Origin of the sequence: Paradevosia shaoguanensis, assembly GCF_016801025.1 — a bacterium.
GTDB lineage: Bacteria > Pseudomonadota > Alphaproteobacteria > Rhizobiales > Devosiaceae > Paradevosia > Paradevosia shaoguanensis.
In genome coordinates, this window is record NZ_CP068983.1 from 2,899,614 (window position 1) to 2,919,256 (window position 19,643).

Below are 19,643 nucleotides of genomic sequence, written 5' to 3' on the forward strand. Positions count from 1 at the left end.
TTGGCCGAGTACGTCGAGAAGTCGGGCTTGAAGGTCGATTCCCAGCTCGTAGACTTCATCGAGAAAGAGGCGCTGCCCGGCACCAAGGTCGATCCGCTTCGCTTCTGGATCGGCCTGTCGCTCTACGTCACGGCCTTTGCGCCGCGCAATCGCGCCTTCCTTGCCATCCGCGACAATCTCCAGACCCAGATCGATGACTGGCACCATGCGCACGGGCCTGTCGCCAATGACCCGGCGGGCTACGAGAAGTTCCTGCGCCAGATTGGCTACATCGTTCCGGAGCCCGAGGATTTTTCTATCGAGACGACAGGGCTCGATCCCGAGATTACCAGCATCTGCGGGCCGCAGCTTGTGGTGCCGGTCTCCAACGCACGCTATGCCCTCAATGCCGCCAATGCGCGCTGGGGCAGCCTTTTCGATGCGCTCTACGGCACTGATGTCATTTCACGCGATGGCGCGCTGGCGCCCGGCAAGGGTTACAATCCCGAGCGCGGCGCCGCGGTGTTCGCCCGTGCCGCCGAGTTCCTCGATGGTGCCTTTCCGCTCACCGTGGGCAGCCACGCTGATGTTTCGAGCTACGCGCTCGATTACGCCAACGGCCTTTGCAGCATCGTCATCGACGATGGCCGCACGGCGCTGGCCGATCCGTCGCAATTCGTTGGCTATCGCCAGGTGGGCGAGGACTTGGTCCTGCTCCTTCGCCACAACGGGCTTCATGTCGAGATCAACATCGATCGCGCCAATCCGGTAGGCAAGACGCACAAGGCGGGCATTGCCGATGTCGTGGTCGAGAGCGCCATCACGACCATCCAGGATTGCGAGGATTCCGTCGCCGCTGTCGATACCGAGGACAAGGTCGCGGTCTATCGCAACTGGCTGGGCCTGATGAACGGCACCCTCTCGGAGACCTTCGAGAAGGGTGGCAAGACCATCACCCGACGCCTTAACGCCGATCGTGTCTACACCGCGCTCAATGGCAGCACGCTGACGCTCAAGGGGCGCTCGCTGCTCCTCGTGCGCAATGTCGGGCACCTGATGACCACCAAGGCCATCCTCGACCGCGACAACCAGGAGATCGGCGAGGGGCTGATGGATGCGGTGATCACCACCCTCTGCGCCCTCCACGACAAGACCAATTCGGCTACCGGGGCCATCTACATCGTCAAGCCCAAGATGCACGGGCCGGACGAGGTGGCGTTCTCCTGCGAGATATTCGGTGGCGTCGAGCGCCTTTTGGGGCTGCCCGAGAACACCATCAAGATCGGCATCATGGATGAGGAGCGCCGGACGAGCGCCAACCTCAAGGCTTGCATCAGGGCTGCACGCCACCGCGTGTTCTTCATCAATACCGGCTTCCTCGATCGCACCGGCGACGAAATCCACACCTCGATGGAAGCCGGCCCGGTGCTGCGCAAGGACGATATCAAGGCCGAAGCCTGGCTTGGCGCCTATGAGGATCGCAACGTGCTCATCGGCCTGCGCTGCGGCTTCTCCGGCAAGGCGCAGATCGGCAAGGGCATGTGGGCCAAGCCCGATGACATGGCCGAAATGCTCAAGGTCAAGATCGGCCATCCGCGTTCTGGCGCCAACACGGCCTGGGTGCCGTCGCCCACTGCTGCCACGCTCCATGCGCTGCACTACCACGAGGTCGATGTCTTCGAGGCGCAGAAGCGCCGTCACAACCAGGAGACGCCCGGGCTCGGTGCCCTTTTCTCCATGCCTGCCCTTGATCCCTCGACCCTCAGCCACGAGCAGATCGTGCGTGAGCTTGAGAACAACAGCCAGGGCATCCTCGGCTACGTCGTGCGCTGGGTGCAACAGGGCGTCGGGTGCTCGAAGGTTCCGGACATCAACAATGTCGGCCTCATGGAAGACCGCGCGACCTGCCGCATTTCGAGCCAGGCCGTCGCCAATTGGCTCCGCCATGGGGTGGTAAGCAAGGATGAGGTCGTTTCGACCTTCGAGCGCATGGCGGCTGTCGTCGACGAGCAGAATGCCGGCGACCCGATCTATCGGCCCATGGCCGGCAATTTCCAGTCGGTTGCCTTCCAGGCCGCGCTCGACCTCGCGCTGCATGGGGCCGAGCAGCCTTCCGGCTATACCGAGCCGATCCTCCACAAGCGCCGGCTGCAGGTGAAGGCGCGCGAAGCTGCCAGGGCCTGATGGCAGGCGGGGAGATCGAGATCGCCTGGTGCCGCGATCCCGGCATGGCCGATGCCATTGCCCTTTTCTTCGTGGAGAACGCCGATCCCACCTATATCTCCCACGGCGAGATCATGTTCGGTCGTGCCGTCGCGCTTGGGCAATGGGCTGACGATCTCTTCGAGCAGGTTGCACGTGAGGCCCGAGAGGCGATCGATGATCCGGCCGAGGCCTTCGCCGTGGCGCGCCTCGATGGCGAACTCGTCGGCCTCGTCGAAATCCATTTCGATGACCGCTACCACTTCGCGGTCATCAACGACCTCATGATTTCCCGCACCGCTCGTGGGGCGGGCCTGGGCAAGCGGTTCATCGACTGGGTAGAGGAGCAATGCCGCGAGCGCGGCATCCGACGCCTCTTTCTCGAAAGCGGCATCGGCAATGCGCGTGCCCACGAATTCTTCGAGCGCGAAGGCTTCGTCAAGACGGCTGTCACCATGATGCGGGAACTCTAGGCGACCCCGGCATACGGGAACTGGGCTACACCGAGGGGCGTTGGTCGGTGTCAGCAAAGAAAGGCAAGCCAATGCCCACTTACGATCCCCACAAGACCACCAACGAGGTTCGGCAGGGTAACCGCCGGCTCATGAACATGCGGGTGCTGGTAATTTCCATCGTCGCGGTGGTCGTGCTTTTCGGCCTCATCTACATCGCCTTCGCGCTCAACACCCCGCCGACCGCGCAATAAAGATGCGCCTGCGGAAGGTGACGCGGGACGATCTCACCATCGCCCGCCAGAAGCGCGGCAGAGGGTTCTGTTTCCACGATGCCGATGGCCGATTGGTCTGCGATGCGGCGTTCAAGGCTCGCATCGGCGAGTTGGCCATTCCGCCGGCCTGGCGCAATGTTCGCGTCGCGCCCTGGGCCAATGCGCATATCCAGTGCGTGGGCACGGACGAGGCGGGCAGGGTGCAATACATCTATCATCCCGATTGGGAACTGCGCCGGTCAGAGCGCAAGCTGCGCCGCCTGGCTTCGCTTTCGGCTGTAGTGCCGCGCGTGCGCCGTCGTGTCCGCAGAGATCTGGCTGCCGAGGCGGGTTCGATCGAGCTGGCGCAGGCCATTGCCGTTGCGCTGATCGATGCGACGGCCATGCGCATCGGCAGTCAGGCTTATCTCAGGCAGAACGGCACGCGCGGCGCGGCGACCCTCTTCGCGCGCGATGTGAAGGTGAGCGGCAAACACATCGAGATCGATTTTCCTGCCAAGGGTGGCAAACCAGCACATTATGAGCTCGCCAGTGAGCCATTGGCCAAGGCGTTGCAACGGATCATGACGCTTCCTGGCAGGCGTCTTCTCGTTCACCGCGAGGGCAAGAAGCTCGTTGCCCTCCACACGCGGGTCATCAACGACTACCTGCGCCAGATTTCGGGCGTAGACATTTCCGCCAAGGATTTCCGCACGCTTCGTGCCAGCGCGTTGGCGGCCGAGGCGCTGGCGCGGATCGAACCCGGCTCCTCAGATTCCGCCCGCAAACGACAGATCGCCGGCGTCGCTCGCGAAGTCTCAGAGATGTTGCTCAATACGTCCGCGATCAGCCGCAAGAGCTACATCGCGCCAAGTCTCTTCAAGCTCTTCGACAGCGGCAGGCTGCAGCAGCTCTGGAGCAACACGCCGGGGCGTCCCGAAGAACGTCTCCACGCAATTCTTGTGGCTTCGTGACGCCTCAGGCCCGCCGCCGCCGCTGCGGCGCGCGGACGGCGCCCTCGGCGAAAAGGGCGGCGGTCCGGTCCGGGTCAACGGGTGGCGACAGCAGGTAACCCTGGATGGTGTTGCAGCCCATGTCCCGGAGCACAGCAAGCTGCTTTTCGGTCTCCACGCCTTCGGCTGTCACTTCGATGCCCATGGCATGGGCCAGCGTCACCATGGCCTGCACTATGGCCGATGACGTCTGGTCTTCGCCGAGCTGGCTGATGAACGAGCGGTCGATCTTGATCCGGTCCACCGCATAGCGCTTGAGGTAGTTGAGCGAGGAATAGCCCGTGCCGAAATCGTCGAGTGCGATCTTGATACCGGCCGCGCGGAAGGCGCGCAGCGTTTCGGTGGTCACCATCTCGTCTTCGAGCAGGATGCCTTCGGTGATTTCGAGCTCAAGATCGCCTGGCCGCATGCCCGTCAGCGCCAGCAGCTCGAAGACGCGCGACTGGAATTTCGGGTTCCGCAGCTGCGCCGGCGAGATGTTGACCGCGATGGTTCGCTCCGGCCAACGGCCGCCCATTTCGAGCGCGCGACGCAGCACGGCGTCGCCCAGCGCCTCGATGAGGCCGGCACTCTCGGCCACCGGGATGAACTGGGCCGGCGAGATCGGCCCGTATTTAGGATGCGTCCAGCGCGCCAGTGCCTCGGCGCCCATGACCTTGCGGTCGGGGGTGAAGAGTGGCTGGAAGGACACCGACAGCTGGTCGTCGCGCCGCAATGCCTCGCGTAGCTCCCCCTCGACCGTATGACGGAGCTGGAGCAGTTCGTTCATGTGCTCGTGGAACACCACGGCTCGGTTGCGGCCATTGGCCTTGGCCTCGTAGAGCGCAATATCGGCCTTGCGCAGCAAATCGTGGCGCACGGCGCCGATATCGGTGTTGCAGATGATGCCCACCGACACGCCCACGAAAACGTCGCCCCCTTCGATATCGAAGGGACGTCCGATGGCCTCGATTACCCTTTCTGCTCGCCGCAATGCGTCCTCTTCGTTGACGCTGCTCTGGCAGATCACGGCGAATTCGTCGCCGCCAATGCGCGCGATGAACTCGTTGCCGCCCGTTGCCGTGACCAGGCGTTCGGCGACAAGCTGGATCAGCCGGTCGCCCGCATGGTGCCCGCGCGTATCGTTGACCTGCTTGAAGCGGTCGAGATCAAGCATGAAGAGCGTCACGGGGTGCAAGCGGCTTCGCCCGGCCAGGACGGAGGAGAGCGTTTCCTCGAAAAGCGTGCGGTTGGGCAAGCCCGTCAGTGTGTCGTGATGCGCCAGATGCTGAGCGGTGCGCCGCCCAGTCTCGACGGCTTGCGCCGATTTCCAGAGCTTGCTCACCAGCATCAGGATGACGATGCCGCCGACCAGGAGCGCGAAGCCGAGCACCGGCAGCGTTTCCTTGAGCGTGCGCAGGCCAGGTTTGTCCGGCTGCCACTGGAAGAAGGCTATGAGCCGACCGGCCTCGTTGAGGATGGGGTAGACAGCCAGGCCCTCGGCAGGAACCGACGACCCGGAAAAACCCGCCTCGCTGAAGCCGTATCGATCCGAAAGTCCGTTGGCGAAGCTGTCGTTGAGGAAGCGGACGCTCACATGCAGAAGATGAGTGCCTGCATCCTGCTGGATAGCGCCGCTATCGGAAAGCAGCGGCATCACACTCACGATCGCGGGATAGCCCGAAATGGTGGCGAAGTCCGAAACGTGCGGAATACGGGCAGTCACGCCGGTCTCGAACGCCTTGAGACCGTTGTTGCCGATGAGCTCGCGCATCCGCGCCACGAGTGGCTCATAGGCCTCCCGATCTTGCTCGTAGATTTCGGCGATCGTCGTCGCGCCAGCGCTCATGGCGTAGATCGGCTGGTCTTCCGCGTTGAGGAGGAATGTGCGGTCGTGACGGAAATAGTCATGCATCCACTGGCCGAGATTGGCCTCGACCCAGGACTGGTTGAACTTGAGCCGCGTATTGATGACCGCTGCATCGCGCCCGGCAATGCTCTCCTGGTCGTGCGGCACGCGCTCGAGCTGCTCGGACAGCACCTTGTTGACGAGCGCGGTTTCGCGCTCGAGAGCCAGCCGGTCGCTGTTGGCTGTCGACCAGAGCACGAAGCCGAGCACGCCGGCCATGACCAGCAGCAGCGAAACCGCCGCCGGTGCCAGCACACTGGCAGCGAATTGCCAGCTCTTCCAGTTCCTCAACTTCATATCTTGGGCCGCCCCCCAAAACGACGTTGTTATTGTGCCTTTGCCAGACTTGCAGACTGGTTACCGAAGGTGCTGCCGGGCCTTGGCAGCTCCTTCAGTACGTCACGCGGTCCAGGTTGGTTCTCTCGTAATTCCGGTTCGGCCGAGCGGCGACGGTTCACCGCCGCCTCCATGCCGGGTTCATAGATCATGGCGCAGTTCCGGCCATTGCCTTTCGCCTCGTAGAGCGCGATATCGGCGCGCCGCGCCATTTCGGCCGGTCCCGCCTGTCGCCGCGCGGAGAGCGCGATGCCTACCGAGACGCCGATCCGCGCTTCGTTGCCGAAAAGGTCGAACGGCTTGCCAACCGCTTCAACGATCCGTGCCGCCAGTGCGAAGGCCTCTTCGCTTTGCGCAATGGCCGGTTCGAGGATCGAGAATTCGTCGCCGCCCATTCGCGCCAGCAGGCCGGACGAGGAAATCAAGCCCGCAAGGCGCGCGCCCACCATGCGGATAAGCTCGTCGCCCGCTGGATGACCGAGTGTATCGTTGACCTGCTTGAAGCGATCAAGATCGAGCGCAAAGAGCGCCACCGGCGCGTCGGCAGCCGTTGCCTCGCCGAGACGCCGTTCGAAGCACGCGCGGTTGGGGAGGCCGGTCAGCGCGTCGTGGTTGGCCTCGTGCTCGGCCCGTGCACGTCCGGCTTCGAGCGCCATGGAATAGCGATAGAGCCGTTCAACCAGCAGGGCGAAGAGAACGGTGGCTAGCGCCATGGCAATAGCCAGCGCCGGTACGGTCTCTGCCAATAGCCGGCGACCCGGCCAATCCTGCCGCCATTCGAGGAACGCGATGATGCGGCCGCCGGTATTGATCAGCGGCAGCGTCGCCTTTTCCGGGTTTTCGGTCGTCGTCAGCCGGAAGGCGGCGTCTTCGACAAGGCTCGCTTCGCCCAGATAGCTTGCATAGTCCTCATCGAGGAAGTCGATCGCGACGTGAAGGTATTGCCGCGCCTCGTCAGGCTCTCGCGAGGGATCGGCGATCGGCATTACCGTCACCATGGCTGGCGTGCCGGCGATTTGGACGTAGTCGGCCGCGTAAGGCGCATTGCTGCGGCCGCCCGCCAGATATGCCCGCAACGCGCCGGTTGCTATGTCGGCCCGCAGGCGCGAGAGCAGGGGGGCGAGCGCCTGGAGATCAGGGGCCAGCAGTGTCGGGTCGACCGAACGGCCATTGCGCATCAGGTAGATGGGGCGGTCTCCGCCATCGAGCACCACGGTCTGCTCGTAGCCGAAGCTTTCGTAAAACTCGGCGCCCAGGTTTTCGTCGACCCATTCCGCGTCGAACGGACGAGTATGGTCGACCGCATCGCTCCAGAGTGCCCAGGATTCCTGGTTTTCAGCCTGCAAGGCGAAATAGCTGCGCAGGGTGTGGTCGATAAGAGCGGTCTGGCGCTGCACGGCGCGGGCGTCGCTATTGCTGGTCGACCAATAGAGGAAGCCGCCCACCGTGGCCGCCATGGCCAGCAGTGCAACGATAACCGGAATAACGATGACAGCCGCTGCGTGCCGGCCTCCTGCCGGCGATAAAGCGATGCCCATAAGCCCCCTCGACATTCTTGTCGCAGCGCAATCTAGAGAGGGCGGAATTTCCGCTTTGTTACTGAACGAGTTTATTGGCCGGTCTGGTAAACGAATTAAGTAGAAGCCCGGTCTCAGTCCTTGAACAGGACCTCGCGATCCTGCGTGAAATTGGCGAGCAGCGGGATACTGGCGCCCCCCAGCGCCCGCGCGGCATTGCCGATCGTACCCTCCACCACGCGGAACGGGGAGAGCCCCTGCCGGTTGATCCGCTCGAGTGCAGCGCGTGTTCGCTCGATGATGGCCTTGCGCACGAATTCGGGGAAGGCGCCATCGATGATAACCGTCTCGACATCGATCACCGCTACCGCCGCGACGATCGAGACCGCGACGTTCTGCGATACCTCATCGATCCATTCATCGAGCGCCGGCCCCAGGTCGTCGCCCCAGTCGTCCGGCGAGAGCCAGAGAACCTCCGGGTTCTTGCCTTGGGCAATCAGCTTGCGTTCAAGCACGTAGATCGATGCCACATTCATCAGCTGCGGCGTGCGCTGCGCTTGCGTTCCGGCGCCCGTCGCAGGCGCAGGCATCGAGCCCAACGCTCCCGCATTCTGCGTTCGGCCAGGGAAAAGGTGACCGTTGAGCACCAAGCCGCCGCCGATGAACGAGCCAATATAGACGTAGAGATAGTCCAGGTAATCCGAGCCGCGCCCGAAAATCAGCTCCGCGGCGCAGGCGGCCGTGATGTCGTTGTGGAAATAGACGGGCCAGTCGAGATGGCTGGCGAGGTCGGAGCGGATGTCGACCGTACGCCAGGCGTCGATATCCTCACGCGGTGCGCCGATTTCCTCGGGCCAGGTCCACATTTCATAGGGCGCCGCGATCCCGACGCCAGCCATGCGTCGCGCATGCTCGGGCGGCAGGTCCTTCATCATCTCCGCAATCCCCTCGCGCGCGAAATGCAGGATCGCCTCGGGTTTGGGGTAGGGGTAAATCTTGTGGAGGAGCTTCAGGATCTCGCCGGTGAAATTGATGAGGTAGAGATCGACGCTACGCCGCCCGATCTTGAGCCCGAAAGCGAAAGCGCCATCCGGATTGAGCGAGTAGGGCACCGATGGTTGACCGATCCGACCGCGCTGGGGATTGCCCTTGAGCAGCAGTCCGTCGGCCTCAAGCTGGTTGGTGATGATCGAGATGGTTTGCGGGGAAAGCCCTGTCATCCGGGCGATATCGGCCTTGGGCAGGCTCTTGTGCCGCCGGATCAGCGAGAGCACCAATCGCTCGTTATAAAGGCGAACGCCGGTCTGGTTCGTGCCGCGGCTGAAGCCACTGGCACGCGCAGCCTTCTCCTCTTTCGCGGCGCGCGAGGCCATCGCTTGCTCCATTAACGTTTGCGGCATCGTGACAGCAGATACCGCTGCGCAAACCGCCGCCGGTGATAGCTGCGACGCGCCCGTAAGTGCAACCGATTACGAAGGTTTTTCTCCCTCTTGGTAGTGCACATTGCCGCGCTACGTGGTCGCAAGTCAATTAATAAATCCATTGGATTAATTTATTGACAGGATCGGTTCTGCGACTGAGTATGCCTGCAAGGACGGCGAAGGCCGGGCAGGAGGATGCCTGGCGCGAACGTCCGGAGCGGAGCGTGCCGGCTGCACTCTTCGCGCAACCCCGGGAGGATTTTCATGGGTAGACTAAATCTGCTTAAGGTCGCTGCCGCCGCCACCGTTATGGCCGGCATGCTGGCCGGGACTTCCGCCTATGCCGCCGACGTGGTCGGCCTTATCACCAAGACGGAAGGCAATCCGTTCTTCGTCAAGATGCGCGAAGGCGCCCAGGCCAAGGCCACCGAACTCGGACTAGACCTGCGCACTTTCGCCGGCAAGTTCGACGGCGACAATGACAGCCAGGTCGCCGCCATCGAGAACCTGATCGCCGCCGGCGCCAAGGGTTTCGCCATCGTACCCTCGGATTCGAGCGCCATCGTGCCGACCATCCAGAAGGCGCGTGACGCCGGGCTGCTGGTCATTGTCCTCGATACGCCCCTCGATCCGATGGATGCGGCTGACGCCACCTTCGCTACCGACAACCGCAAGGCCGGCCAGTTGATCGGCGAATGGGCCAAGGGGACGCTCGGCGACAAGGCGGCTTCCGCCAAGATCGCCTTCCTCGACCTCGCGACCAACCAGCCGACCGTCGACTACCTGCGCGACCAGGGCTTCATGCAGGGCTTCGGCATCGACGTGAAGGACCCCAACAAGTACGGCGACGAGGACGATCCGCGTATCTGCGGCCATGAAATGACGGGCGGCGCCGAGGATGGCGGGCGTACCGCCATGGAGACGCTGCTGCAGAAATGCCCCGACATCAATGTCGTCTACACCATCAACGAACCGGCTGCGGCTGGTGGCTACGAAGCGCTCAAGGCAGTCGGCAAGGATGATGGCTCCGTGCTCATCGTCTCCATCGATGGCGGCTGCCCGGGCGTGGCCAACGTGAAGGCCGGCGTCATCGGCGCCACCAGCCAGCAATACCCGCTCAAGATGGCCTCGATGGCCATGGAAGCCATCCAGAAGTTCGCGGCCTCCGGTGAAAAGCCGACCGTGGATGCCAAGACCGGGTTCCTGGACACCGGTGCCACCCTCATCACCGACAAGCCGGTGGCGGGCGTGGATTCGATCACCTCCGAAGAGGGCGCCAAGCTCTGCTGGGGCTGATCGAGGATTGAATCGAAGGGGCGGTCAGCCGCCCCTTCTCGCCACGACTGATCCTTGGGAGGGGATGGTATGAGCGACGACGCAGCCGGTTCGTCATCGGCGGAAAAGGGCCTTGAAGGCGCCCAGCACGGGGTGGCCAGTTTCGACACGGACGAAAAATCGCCGCTCCGGATGGTGCAGCACTTCCTGCACAATTACCCGACGGCCATCCCCTTCATCGTGCTCATCATCGGCATCCTGATCTTCTCGGTCGCTGCCGGGTCCAAATTCTTCGCCCCGTTCAACCTGTCTCTGGTCCTCCAGCAGGTGACCATCATCGGCGTGCTCGGCATCGCCCAGACGCTGGTCGTGCTCACGGCGGGCATCGACCTTTCCGTGGGCGCCATCATGATCCTGTCGTCCATCGTCATGGGGCGGCTGGCGGTGGTGGTCGGCGTTCCCGTGCCCCTCGCCTTCGCCGCCGGGCTTCTCACCGGCACGCTCTGCGGCTTCATCAACGGCATACTCGTCGCCCTTGTGCGCCTGCCGCCTTTCATCGTCACGCTCGGCACCTGGAGCATTTACGGGGCGCTGGTGATCTTCGTATCGCGCTCCGAAACCATCCGTTCGCAGGACATCGCGGCGGCGGCGCCCTTCCTGCAATTGCTGGGCACCATCATCAAGCTGGGGGGAGGGGCCGTCATCACCTATGGCGCGGTGCTGATGATCATCCTGGCCTTCCTCATCTGGTACATGCTGGCGCGCACCGCCTTCGGCCGCCACATCTATGCGGTGGGCGACGACCCCGAGGCCGCGCGCCTCGCCGGTATCAATACCAAGGCCACACTCATCGGCGTCTACACGCTTGCCGGCCTCATCTGCGCCATTGCGGGCTGGGTCACCATCGGCCGCATCGGCGCCGTTTCCCCGCTCGCTGGCCAGAACGCCAATCTCGATGCCATCACCGCCGTCGTCATCGGCGGCACCTCGCTCTTCGGCGGACGCGGCTCCATCGTCGGCACGCTGGTGGGCGCGCTCATCGTGGGCGTGTTCCGCAACGGCCTGGCGCTCGCGGGCGTCGATGTCCTCTGGCAGGAATTCACCGTCGGCATTCTCATCATCCTCGCCGTCACCATCGACCAGTGGATCAGGAAGGTTTCGGCATGAGCGAGGTCACCCCCATCCTCTCGGCCCGTGGCCTCAACAAGCGCTATGGCCGCGTCGTCGCTCTCGACAACACCGATTTCGACCTGATGCCGGGCGAAATCCTCGGCGTCATCGGCGACAACGGCGCGGGCAAATCCACGCTCATCAAGGCGCTCTGCGGGGCGGTCATCCCGGATTCGGGCGAGGTCCGCCTCAATGGCGAGCTGGTGCATTTCCGCTCGCCCATCGAGGCGCGCAATGCCGGCATCGAGACCGTCTACCAGAACCTGGCCCTCTCGCCCGCCCTCTCGATCGCCGACAACATGTTCCTCGGCCGCGAGGTGCGCAAACCCGGCTTCCTCGGCCAGGTCCTGCGCACGCTCGACCGCAGCCAGATGCAAAAGATCGCCCGCGAAAAACTCTCCGAACTGGGGCTGATGACCATCCAGAACATCAACCAGTCGGTCGAAACCCTCTCGGGCGGCCAGCGCCAGGGTGTCGCCGTGGCCCGCGCCGCCGCCTTCGGCAGCCGGGTGGTCATCATGGACGAGCCCACCGCCGCGCTCGGCGTCAAGGAGAGCCGGCGCGTGCTCGAGCTGATGCTCGACGTGCAGCGCCGTGGCTTGCCGATCATCCTCATCTCGCACAACATGCCCCACGTCTTCGAAGTCGCCGATCGCATCCACATCCACCGCCTGGGCCGCCGCATCGCGGTAATCGACCCCAAGGCCTTCTCGATGTCGGATGCCGTCGCGATCATGACCGGCGCCATGAAGCCGCCCGCGGAGACGGTGGTGAACTAGGGAAGAGATGTTCCAAAAATGACTATGGCCCAAGCGCTCGTGCTCGAGCGTCAGCACGAATTGAAGCTCCGCGATATCGACCTGCCGATGGACGTCGGTCCGGGCATGGTCAAGATCAAGATCCATACCGTGGGCGTCTGCGGGTCGGACGTGCACTATTACACCCATGGCCGCATCGGGCCGTTCGTCGTCAATGCGCCCATGGTTCTCGGTCACGAGGCGGCCGGCACCGTTGTCGAGATCGGGCAGGGCGTCACCCATCTCAAGGTCGGCGACCGCGTCTGCATGGAGCCGGGTATTCCCGATCCCAATTCGCGCGCCTCGCGCCTGGGCATGTACAATGTCGATCCCGCCGTTACCTTCTGGGCCACCCCGCCGATCCACGGCGTGCTGACGCCATTCGTCGTCCATCCGGCCAATTACACCTTCAGGCTCCCTGACAATGTGAGCTTTGCCGAAGGCGCCATGGTTGAGCCTTTTGCCGTGGGCATGCAGGCGGCCACCAAGGCGCGCATCACGCCCGGCGACACCGCCGTGGTTCTCGGCGCCGGTCCCATCGGCACCATGGTGGCCATCGCCGCGCTCGCCGGCGGCTGCGCCCGCGTGATCGTGGCCGATCTCGCCCAGCCCAAGCTCGACATCGCCGCCCGCTACCAGGGCGTCATCCCGGTCAACATCCGCGAAAAGAGCATCGTGTCCGAGGTGAAGCGTCTCACCGAGGATTGGGGCGCCGATATCGTCTTTGAGTGTTCCGGTTCCCCAAAAGCCTGGGAAACCATCATGGACCTGCCGCGTCCGGGCGGCACCATTGTCGTCGTCGGCCTGCCGGTCGAACCGGCGCCCTTCGACATCGCCACCGCCTCGACCAAGGAAATCCGCATCGAAACGGTGTTCCGCTACGCCCACCAATACGACCGCGCCATCGCCCTCTTCGCCTCGGGTCGCGTCGACCTCAAACCCCTCATTTCGGAAACCTTCGCATTCAAGGATTCCGTAGCCGCGTTCGACCGGGCCGTGGAAGCGCGCCCCAGCGACGTCAAGCTGCAGATCCGCATGCCGGATTGACCCATGGCCACACCCCCGCCCGCGCCAGCACGTCACCTCCCCCCTTGCGGGGGAGGGACAGGGTGGGGGGTAAGCAAAGGACACAAAGCCCTCGGCCTCACCCCCTCCCTAACCCTCCCCACAAGGGGGAGGGTGGGGTTTTGTTGCTCGATCTCGGCCAAAGGCACCACCCTCCCCCTTGTGGGGAGGGTTAGGGAGGGGGAAGGCACAAGACTCCATCCCTTGCCCCGTTCATCCTCCCGAATTCTCCGTTCATCCGCCCGGCAAAATTGTGTCTATCCCCCTAGCTCCCATTCCCGGCCACAACTTCGCCTCTGCGTTAACACATTGAATTCAAACAGTTTCAAGAACTAATCCACCCGCCTCCACACCCTGCTATCCTCATACCCGTCGCCTAACCCGAAATTCCCCACCACCCACCCCCAGGAGCACCACCATGGATCTCGGACTTCGCGACAAGGTCGCCATCATCACCGGCGGTACCGTCGGCATCGGCCTTGCCGTGGCCGAGGGGCTTGCGGCCGAGGGGGCCAATCTCGTTCTCGTCGCCCGCGACCATGACCGCATCGACGCCGAAGCTTCGCGCATCGCCGACAAGTACGGAATCCTCGTCCACGGGGTTGCCGCCGACGTCGCCACCGCCGAGGGCTGCAATGCCGTCATCTCCGGCGCCCAGAAGGCCTTTGGCGGCGCCGACATTCTCATCAACAATGCCGGCACGGGATCGAACGAGACCATCCAGGATGCCACGGACGAAAAGTGGCAGTATTACTGGGACTTGCACGTCATGGCCGCCGTCCGCCTCGCCCGCGGTATCGTCCCGCAGATGAAGAAGCGCGGCGGTGGGGTCGTGCTGCACAATGCCTCGATCTGCGCCGTGCAGCCGCTCTGGTACGAGCCGATCTACAACACCACCAAGTCGGCGCTGATGATGTTCTCCAAAACCCTCTCGACCGAGGTCGTGGGCGACAACATCCGGGTCAATTGCATCAATCCGGGCCTGATCCTCACCCCCGACTGGGTGAAGACCGCCAAGCAGCTTGCCGGCGAGGATGGCTACCAGGCTCACCTCCAGGGCGTCGCCGACGAATACGCCACCATGAAGCGCTTCGGAACGCCCGAGGAATTGGCGCATTTCTTCGTCTTCCTCTGCTCGGACAAGGCGACCTACTCGACCGGGTCCACCTATTTCGTGGACGGAGGCATGCTCAAGACGGTCTGACGCGCGGAGGCGCAATGGATTTCGCGGATGCTATCGGCCTCGTTCAGCCCCACACGCCGCTGCACGTCATCTTCATTCGCATCGGCCTCGCCGCACTTTTCGGCGGCATGATCGGTTTCGAGCGCGAGCGGCATCGGGAGGGTGCAGGGCTGCGCACGCATATCCTCATCGCGACAGCTGCGTGCCTCTTTACCCTGCTCACCATCGAAATCTTCGAAACCTTCGGCGGCTCGCCCAATAGCCGTGCGGACCCCATCCGCGCCATCGATGCGGTGACCGCCGGTGTCGCGTTCCTGGGAGCCGGCGCCATCTTCCGGCGGCCGCATGACGTCAAGGGCCTGACAACCGGTGCAGGCATGTGGCTTGCCGGCGCCGTGGGCGTGGCGACGTCACTCGGCTACTACGTCGTCGGCTTCGTGGTTTCGCTCTTCGCCATCATCGTGCTGTCCCTGCTGCGCGCGCTCAAGCTCTGGATCGATGCCAAAGATGAACCAGGCAGCGAGGAACGCTAGCGCCGGTGCGGGCGTTGCTCATGGGATCAGCAAAGGAGGCCGAAATGCCTGCCAAATCCAAGGCCCAGCAGGAAGCTGCGGGCGCTGCTCTCGCCGCCAAGCGCGGCGAGCTGAAGGTGAGCGAACTCAAGGGCGCATCCAAGGAAATGTATGAATCCATGAGTGAAAAGCAGCTCGAGGAGTTCGCTGCAACCAAGCGGAAATCGCTGCCGGAACATGTCGCGAAATAGTGTGACGTTTCCCATGCTTTGTTAACGCTGTCGTCGCGCAAATCCGGGCGAAAGCGAAGTAGGGCGCATCCCCAGGTAAACCGTTTCACTCTTGTTAAGACTTGCACCCCCTAGAGTGGAGCAGTTCTACTGGGGGCTCGTATGTGGTTGATCGGCAGTATGGCCGGAGCACACAACCTCCTCCTCGTCCTGCTGGCGGCTTTCGTCTGCATAGCGGGCGTGGCGGTGGCGATACGGCTTCTTCATCGCGCCAGGAAGGCGCATGGGGGAGCACGATTTAGTTGGCTTTTCATGGTCGGGGTGTCCGGCGGCGCCGCGATCTGGTGTACACACTTCATCGCCATGATCGCCTATCAGCCCGGCGTGCCCGTGGGCTACGAGCCCGTCATGACGGCGCTTTCGGCCATGATCGCGATGATAGGCTGCTTCATTGCCGGCGCTGTCGCGGTCGAGCAGCGCCTGCCGCTCTCCTGGGAAGTGGGCGGGCTCATCTTCGGCGCGGCGGTCAGCGCCATGCACTTTACCGGTATGGCCGGCTACGTGATGGATGGCGGCCAGCACGTCATCGTGTTCAGCCCCCTTTATGCCGCGATGGCGGTTTCCATCGCGCTCCTTCTGGGCTTGGCCGGCTTTACGGTCATCAAGGTCGGTACGACGCGCGCGCATGCCATTGGCGCCACGGCGCTTCTCACCGTTTCGATCGTCGGCCTTCATTTCACGGCCATGACGGCAATGCACGATCCCGTGCTGTGCCTCTCCGGCTTCGTCGACCTGGGCTCCGGGCTCGGTCTCGCCTTCGCCGTCGGCTCGATGGGGCTCCTGATCCTTGGCACTGGTCTCGCCAGTTCCTTCCTCGATAGCTCGGTGCGCAAGGAAACATCTGCCCGCGTTCGCGAGATCATCAATCACGATGCCCTTACGGGTCTGCCCAATCGCGACTGGTTCGTGCGCGAGGCGGTCAATCTCGTGAGCGATGGGGTCAAGGACACCAGGCTTGCCGCCATCGTCATCAACATCGATCGCTTCCGCGACATCAACAACATACTTGGCCATGCCGAGGGCGATCGCGTGCTGCGCACCATCGCAAATCGCTTCAAGAGTGCGCTGATGCCGACGGAAATCGTCGCCCGTACCCGCGGCGATGAATTCGCGGTGCTGCGTGCGGTCTTCGATGACATGGATGTCCCCATGCTCATCAAGCGCCTGCAATCGGCCATCGCCATGCGTCTCGAGACACCCGATGGTGCGCTGGAAGTCTCTGCCCGTTTCGGCGTGGCTCTCTTCCCCGACGACGCCGACGATATCGAAGCGCTGCTCGACAACGCCGATCTTGCCATGAGCCGGGTCAAGAACCTTCACAACAGCGATGTTGGCTATTACCAGGCCGATCTCGATGAAGTGGCGCGCCAGCGCCGTACGATGGTGGTCGAACTGGCTCGTGCCATCGACGACGATCAGTTCGAGCTCTACTACCAGGTTCAGAAGAACGTCCAGACGCGCGAGATCGTCGGTTATGAGGCGCTGGTGCGCTGGCGCCATCCTGAGCGCGGCATGGTCTCGCCGATGGAGTTCATTCCGCTCGCCGAGCATTCGGGGCTCATCATTCCGCTGGGCGAGCATGTGATGCGCATGGCTTGCCGTGATGCCGCCGCCTGGCCGCGTCCCTACAAGGTGGCCGTCAACGTCTCGCCCGTGCAGATGCTCGATGACAGCCTGCCGCGTCTCGTGGAGCAGGTGCTCGATGAAACCGGACTCGATCCCAAGCGGCTCGAGATCGAAGTCACCGAAAGCACGCTCGTTGCCGATCCGGACCACACCGTCCGCATTCTGAAGGCCGTGCGCGCGCTCGGTGTTTCCGTCGCCATGGATGATTTTGGCACCGGTTATTCGACGCTCGCCTCGCTCAGCCTCTTCCCATTCGATCGCATCAAGCTCGACAAGGCCTTCCTTGCCGAGATCGATCGTAGCCCCCAGGCCAAGGCCATCGTGCAGGCCGTGCTGACCATCGGCAAAAGTCTCAATATCCCTGTCCTCGCCGAAGGCGTCGAGCGCGAGGATCAGATGACGATGCTGCATGAGGAAGGTTGCATGGAGGCGCAGGGCTATCTGCTCGGCCGTCCCGCACCCTCGATTGATCTGCCGGACGTGGTCGTGCCGCTGCGGCTCGTCGAGCGCGCCGGCTGATCCGTTTCGGGGTCTCGAACGAAAGAGAGGGGAAGTCCTTGCCGGGACTTCCCCTCTTTCGTGCCGGGCGCTCGGGAGGAAACGCCGGCCTCTGGTCGGTCCCCTGAGGTCCCGCCGCATTCTGGGTCGGAAGGAACACTCCACACCTGTGGCGGGAGCTGGGGAAAGCCACTGCGGATGCGCTCCTTCCCACCGTGCGCGCAATAATGAAATCGCGCACAATATGCCCGTTCGCGGCTGCGCTCTGCCGGCGAACGACGCATTCGTTCCCAGTTGATGAACTGCTCGCGCGCGTCGCGAAAGAGGCATGGGGTTAAGTGCGGTAAGACCCGCTTGCATTTTACATGTAAACTGGTTGATGCTCGCCCGAGGGGGTAGGGGAGGTTCACGCTTGGTGCAGCCCGAGGGTTCGGTTGCACGGATCAAGGCTGCTTTGGACGATGTCCTGAGCTGGCCCGAGATGGTTCGCTCCCCGCAACTGGCCCATTTCCTGCGCTATATCGTCGAGGCGAAGCTTGAGGGACGTGAGGCCGCCATCAAGGCCTATTCCATTGCGGTGGATGTCTTCGGGCGCCCCGCCGATTTCGATCCCCAAGCCGATCCGATCGTGCGGGTGCAGGCCCGCCGCCTCCGCGCGCTGCTCGAACAATATTATCAGGATGGTCGCATGCCTCATGGCGTGCGCATCGAGCTGCCCGTCGGTCGCTATGTGCCCAGGTTCGAGCTGACAGATGCCGATGAAGCCACTCCGGAAGCTATCCCGACGGCCGAGGCTCCCGCTGTCGCCCCGGTTGCGACGCTGCCGTCCCGGCGGTTCGGCTCCGGCCTCCTCATCGGCGCCTTCTTCGCCTCGGCCCTTGCCAGCCTCGCTTATCTCTTTTGGGGACAGCCGCTGCCACCCGGGCTCGACATGCCGCCCCCGAGGAAGCCGGTCGTTACCGTAGTCGATTTCCAGAACCTTGCCGGGGAAGAGGGAAAGTCGGTTGTCGGCGACGTGGCGCTGGCATTGGTGAGCGATCTCGACCGGTTCGACGACATCGACGTTGCCTATGGCTCGGCCGATCCGAAAGGCGCCGATCCTGCCGGCCCGGAAAGCTACGTCCTGTCAGGCGTCATGCGCGTCGTCGACGGCGCCGTCGAATACGGCGCTATCCTCACCCGCGCTCGCGACCAGAGCGTGCAGTGGAGCTACGCGGTATCGCGCCCCCTTTCCGAGGCGACCCGACCGCGCGCGGTAGACGAAGTGTCGCGCGGTATCGCCCTGGTGCTGGGCAGTCCACGCGGTCCGTTGCATCGCTCCGCGCGCCAATGGCTGTCGACGCACCCCAATTTCTCCGCCGTAGCCACGCCTTATCTCTGCCGTATCGCCTTCGAGGCCTACCGCGACACCGCCGATCCCGACGATGCGCAATCGGCTCGCCGGTGCTTCGCCTCGCTTCCGGCCGAAGAGCAGATGACGCCTGCCTCCCTCGCTACTAATGCCGCGCTGGTCATGGATACTGCCGCCCCGACCAAGGTCGCCGAGGAAGCCGTGGCCGCCGGCCGGCTGAGCGATGCCGCCGTCACGGCCGCCCCCATCAACAGCTTTGTCTGGGAGCAAACTGGACGCGTCGACGAAATGGCCGGCGACCTCGCCAAAGCCCGCGTCGCCTATGCCTCCGCAGTCCAGCTCAACCCGGCCAGCGCCAACGCCATAGCCGCGCTCGGGCGCCTGCTTTCGCTCGGTCCCGATTGGCAGCAGGGCGCTGACCTCGCCGATACCGCCATCCGTAAAACGCCCAATCCACCTTCCTGGTATTTCGCGGCGCCCGCGCTCAATGCGCTGCGCGATGGCGACTACCTGCAGGCGCGCCGCTATGGCGAAACGTTGGCGCAAAGTGATCGCACGCTGGGCGCGGTCGTCGTTGTGGCCGCCGCCCTTCAATCGGGCGACACAGCCATTGTCAGCCGCTACCTGCCGCAGGTGCTCGATCACCAGCCGTTTCGCGCCAACGGCATCCTGCCGGAGCTGCGGCGCCGGCTATCCGACACAAGCTTGCTTACGGCACTGGCTGCCGGGCTTGAGCGGGCAGGGGTGCCGCCAAAGGCGTTGACCGGACCCTATTGAAAATGGTGCTGTGGCGGGCACAAGGCGGCCGATGTTC

16 protein-coding genes are annotated in these 19,643 nt (G+C 63.7%); 13 read left to right on the forward strand and 3 right to left on the reverse strand.

Annotated features, from left to right (window positions below; all coding sequences use genetic code 11):
* The 4 genes from JNE37_RS13815 (at position 1) to JNE37_RS13830 (ending at position 3,861) form a co-directional block, all read left to right on the forward strand.
* Positions 1 to 2,163 carry a malate synthase G gene (locus JNE37_RS13815; protein WP_203063339.1) on the forward strand — a complete coding sequence of 721 codons (2,163 nt, stop codon included), beginning with the start codon at positions 1 to 3 and terminating at the stop codon, positions 2,161 to 2,163.
* Positions 2,163 to 2,654, forward strand: coding sequence for a GNAT family N-acetyltransferase (locus JNE37_RS13820; RefSeq protein ID WP_203063341.1), 492 nt, complete (start codon positions 2,163 to 2,165; stop codon positions 2,652 to 2,654). The genes JNE37_RS13815 and JNE37_RS13820 overlap by 1 nt, the downstream gene beginning before the upstream one ends.
* Before the next feature lie 71 nt (positions 2,655 to 2,725).
* Positions 2,726 to 2,887, forward strand: coding sequence for a hypothetical protein (locus JNE37_RS13825; RefSeq protein WP_156046260.1), 162 nt, complete (start codon positions 2,726 to 2,728; stop codon positions 2,885 to 2,887).
* Between the two features lie 2 nt (positions 2,888 to 2,889).
* Positions 2,890 to 3,861: a DNA topoisomerase IB gene (locus JNE37_RS13830; RefSeq protein ID WP_203063343.1), complete on the forward strand. Its 972-nt coding sequence runs from the start codon at positions 2,890 to 2,892 to the stop codon at positions 3,859 to 3,861.
* Positions 3,862 to 3,865: 4 nt separating this feature from the next.
* Here JNE37_RS13830 and JNE37_RS13835 read toward each other — a convergent pair whose 3' ends face one another.
* From JNE37_RS13835 to JNE37_RS13845, 3 genes are all read right to left on the reverse strand, one after another.
* A complete protein-coding gene (locus JNE37_RS13835) occupies positions 3,866 to 6,085 on the reverse strand; it encodes a putative bifunctional diguanylate cyclase/phosphodiesterase (RefSeq protein ID WP_203063345.1) in 2,220 nt (739 codons plus the stop codon).
* Between the two features lie 29 nt (positions 6,086 to 6,114).
* Positions 6,115 to 7,662 carry a diguanylate cyclase domain-containing protein gene (locus tag JNE37_RS13840; RefSeq protein ID WP_203063353.1) on the reverse strand — a complete coding sequence of 516 codons (1,548 nt, stop codon included), beginning with the start codon at positions 7,660 to 7,662 and terminating at the stop codon, positions 6,115 to 6,117.
* A 113-nt stretch (positions 7,663 to 7,775) separates the two neighbouring features.
* Positions 7,776 to 9,014, reverse strand: a complete 1,239-nt coding sequence (locus tag JNE37_RS13845; RefSeq protein ID WP_203063355.1) for an ROK family transcriptional regulator — start codon at positions 9,012 to 9,014, stop codon at positions 7,776 to 7,778.
* 312 nt (positions 9,015 to 9,326) lie between these two features.
* Here JNE37_RS13845 and JNE37_RS13850 point away from each other — a divergent pair, with 312 nt between their 5' ends.
* From JNE37_RS13850 to JNE37_RS13890, 9 genes are all read left to right on the forward strand, one after another.
* Entirely contained in the window at positions 9,327 to 10,358 is a 1,032-nt protein-coding gene (locus tag JNE37_RS13850) for a sugar ABC transporter substrate-binding protein (RefSeq protein WP_035028511.1), read from the forward strand.
* Between the two features lie 69 nt (positions 10,359 to 10,427).
* Positions 10,428 to 11,504, forward strand: coding sequence for an ABC transporter permease (locus tag JNE37_RS13855; RefSeq protein WP_035092466.1), 1,077 nt, complete (start codon positions 10,428 to 10,430; stop codon positions 11,502 to 11,504).
* Positions 11,501 to 12,286, forward strand: a complete 786-nt coding sequence (locus JNE37_RS13860) for an ATP-binding cassette domain-containing protein (RefSeq protein WP_035028505.1) — start codon at positions 11,501 to 11,503, stop codon at positions 12,284 to 12,286. The genes JNE37_RS13855 and JNE37_RS13860 overlap by 4 nt, the downstream gene beginning before the upstream one ends.
* 18 nt (positions 12,287 to 12,304) lie before the next feature.
* Positions 12,305 to 13,351 carry an NAD(P)-dependent alcohol dehydrogenase gene (locus JNE37_RS13865; protein ID WP_203063356.1) on the forward strand — a complete coding sequence of 349 codons (1,047 nt, stop codon included), beginning with the start codon at positions 12,305 to 12,307 and terminating at the stop codon, positions 13,349 to 13,351.
* Between the two features lie 436 nt (positions 13,352 to 13,787).
* On the forward strand, positions 13,788 to 14,573 hold the full coding sequence (locus JNE37_RS13870; protein WP_203063357.1) for an SDR family NAD(P)-dependent oxidoreductase: 786 nt from the start codon (positions 13,788 to 13,790) through the stop codon (positions 14,571 to 14,573).
* A gap of 14 nt (positions 14,574 to 14,587) precedes the next feature.
* A complete protein-coding gene (locus JNE37_RS13875) occupies positions 14,588 to 15,085 on the forward strand; it encodes an MgtC/SapB family protein (RefSeq protein WP_052014930.1) in 498 nt (165 codons plus the stop codon).
* A 44-nt stretch (positions 15,086 to 15,129) separates the two neighbouring features.
* Positions 15,130 to 15,315, forward strand: coding sequence for a DUF3008 family protein (locus tag JNE37_RS13880; RefSeq protein ID WP_035028496.1), 186 nt, complete (start codon positions 15,130 to 15,132; stop codon positions 15,313 to 15,315).
* Between the two features lie 159 nt (positions 15,316 to 15,474).
* Positions 15,475 to 17,499: a putative bifunctional diguanylate cyclase/phosphodiesterase gene (locus JNE37_RS13885; RefSeq protein ID WP_203063358.1), complete on the forward strand. Its 2,025-nt coding sequence runs from the start codon at positions 15,475 to 15,477 to the stop codon at positions 17,497 to 17,499.
* 391 nt (positions 17,500 to 17,890) lie between these two features.
* On the forward strand, positions 17,891 to 19,606 hold the full coding sequence (locus JNE37_RS13890; RefSeq protein WP_203063359.1) for a tetratricopeptide repeat protein: 1,716 nt from the start codon (positions 17,891 to 17,893) through the stop codon (positions 19,604 to 19,606).
* Positions 19,607 to 19,643: the final 37 nt, after the last annotated feature.

Bases quoted from the DNA above. Each gene is read 5' to 3' on its own strand.
- JNE37_RS13820 (WP_203063341.1), top strand. From the start codon at position 2,163: ATGGCAGGCGGGGAGATCGAGATCGCCTGGTGCCGCGATCCCGGCATG.
- JNE37_RS13825 (WP_156046260.1), top strand. From the start codon at position 2,726: ATGCCCACTTACGATCCCCACAAGACCACCAACGAGGTTCGGCAGGGT.
- JNE37_RS13830 (WP_203063343.1), top strand. From the start codon at position 2,890: ATGCGCCTGCGGAAGGTGACGCGGGACGATCTCACCATCGCCCGCCAG.
- JNE37_RS13835 (WP_203063345.1), bottom strand. From the start codon at position 6,085: ATGAAGTTGAGGAACTGGAAGAGCTGGCAATTCGCTGCCAGTGTGCTG.
- JNE37_RS13840 (WP_203063353.1), bottom strand. From the start codon at position 7,662: ATGGGCATCGCTTTATCGCCGGCAGGAGGCCGGCACGCAGCGGCTGTC.
- JNE37_RS13845 (WP_203063355.1), bottom strand. From the start codon at position 9,014: ATGGCCTCGCGCGCCGCGAAAGAGGAGAAGGCTGCGCGTGCCAGTGGC.
- JNE37_RS13850 (WP_035028511.1), top strand. From the start codon at position 9,327: ATGGGTAGACTAAATCTGCTTAAGGTCGCTGCCGCCGCCACCGTTATG.
- JNE37_RS13855 (WP_035092466.1), top strand. From the start codon at position 10,428: ATGAGCGACGACGCAGCCGGTTCGTCATCGGCGGAAAAGGGCCTTGAA.
- JNE37_RS13860 (WP_035028505.1), top strand. From the start codon at position 11,501: ATGAGCGAGGTCACCCCCATCCTCTCGGCCCGTGGCCTCAACAAGCGC.
- JNE37_RS13865 (WP_203063356.1), top strand. From the start codon at position 12,305: ATGACTATGGCCCAAGCGCTCGTGCTCGAGCGTCAGCACGAATTGAAG.
- JNE37_RS13870 (WP_203063357.1), top strand. From the start codon at position 13,788: ATGGATCTCGGACTTCGCGACAAGGTCGCCATCATCACCGGCGGTACC.
- JNE37_RS13875 (WP_052014930.1), top strand. From the start codon at position 14,588: ATGGATTTCGCGGATGCTATCGGCCTCGTTCAGCCCCACACGCCGCTG.
- JNE37_RS13880 (WP_035028496.1), top strand. From the start codon at position 15,130: ATGCCTGCCAAATCCAAGGCCCAGCAGGAAGCTGCGGGCGCTGCTCTC.
- JNE37_RS13885 (WP_203063358.1), top strand. From the start codon at position 15,475: ATGGCCGGAGCACACAACCTCCTCCTCGTCCTGCTGGCGGCTTTCGTC.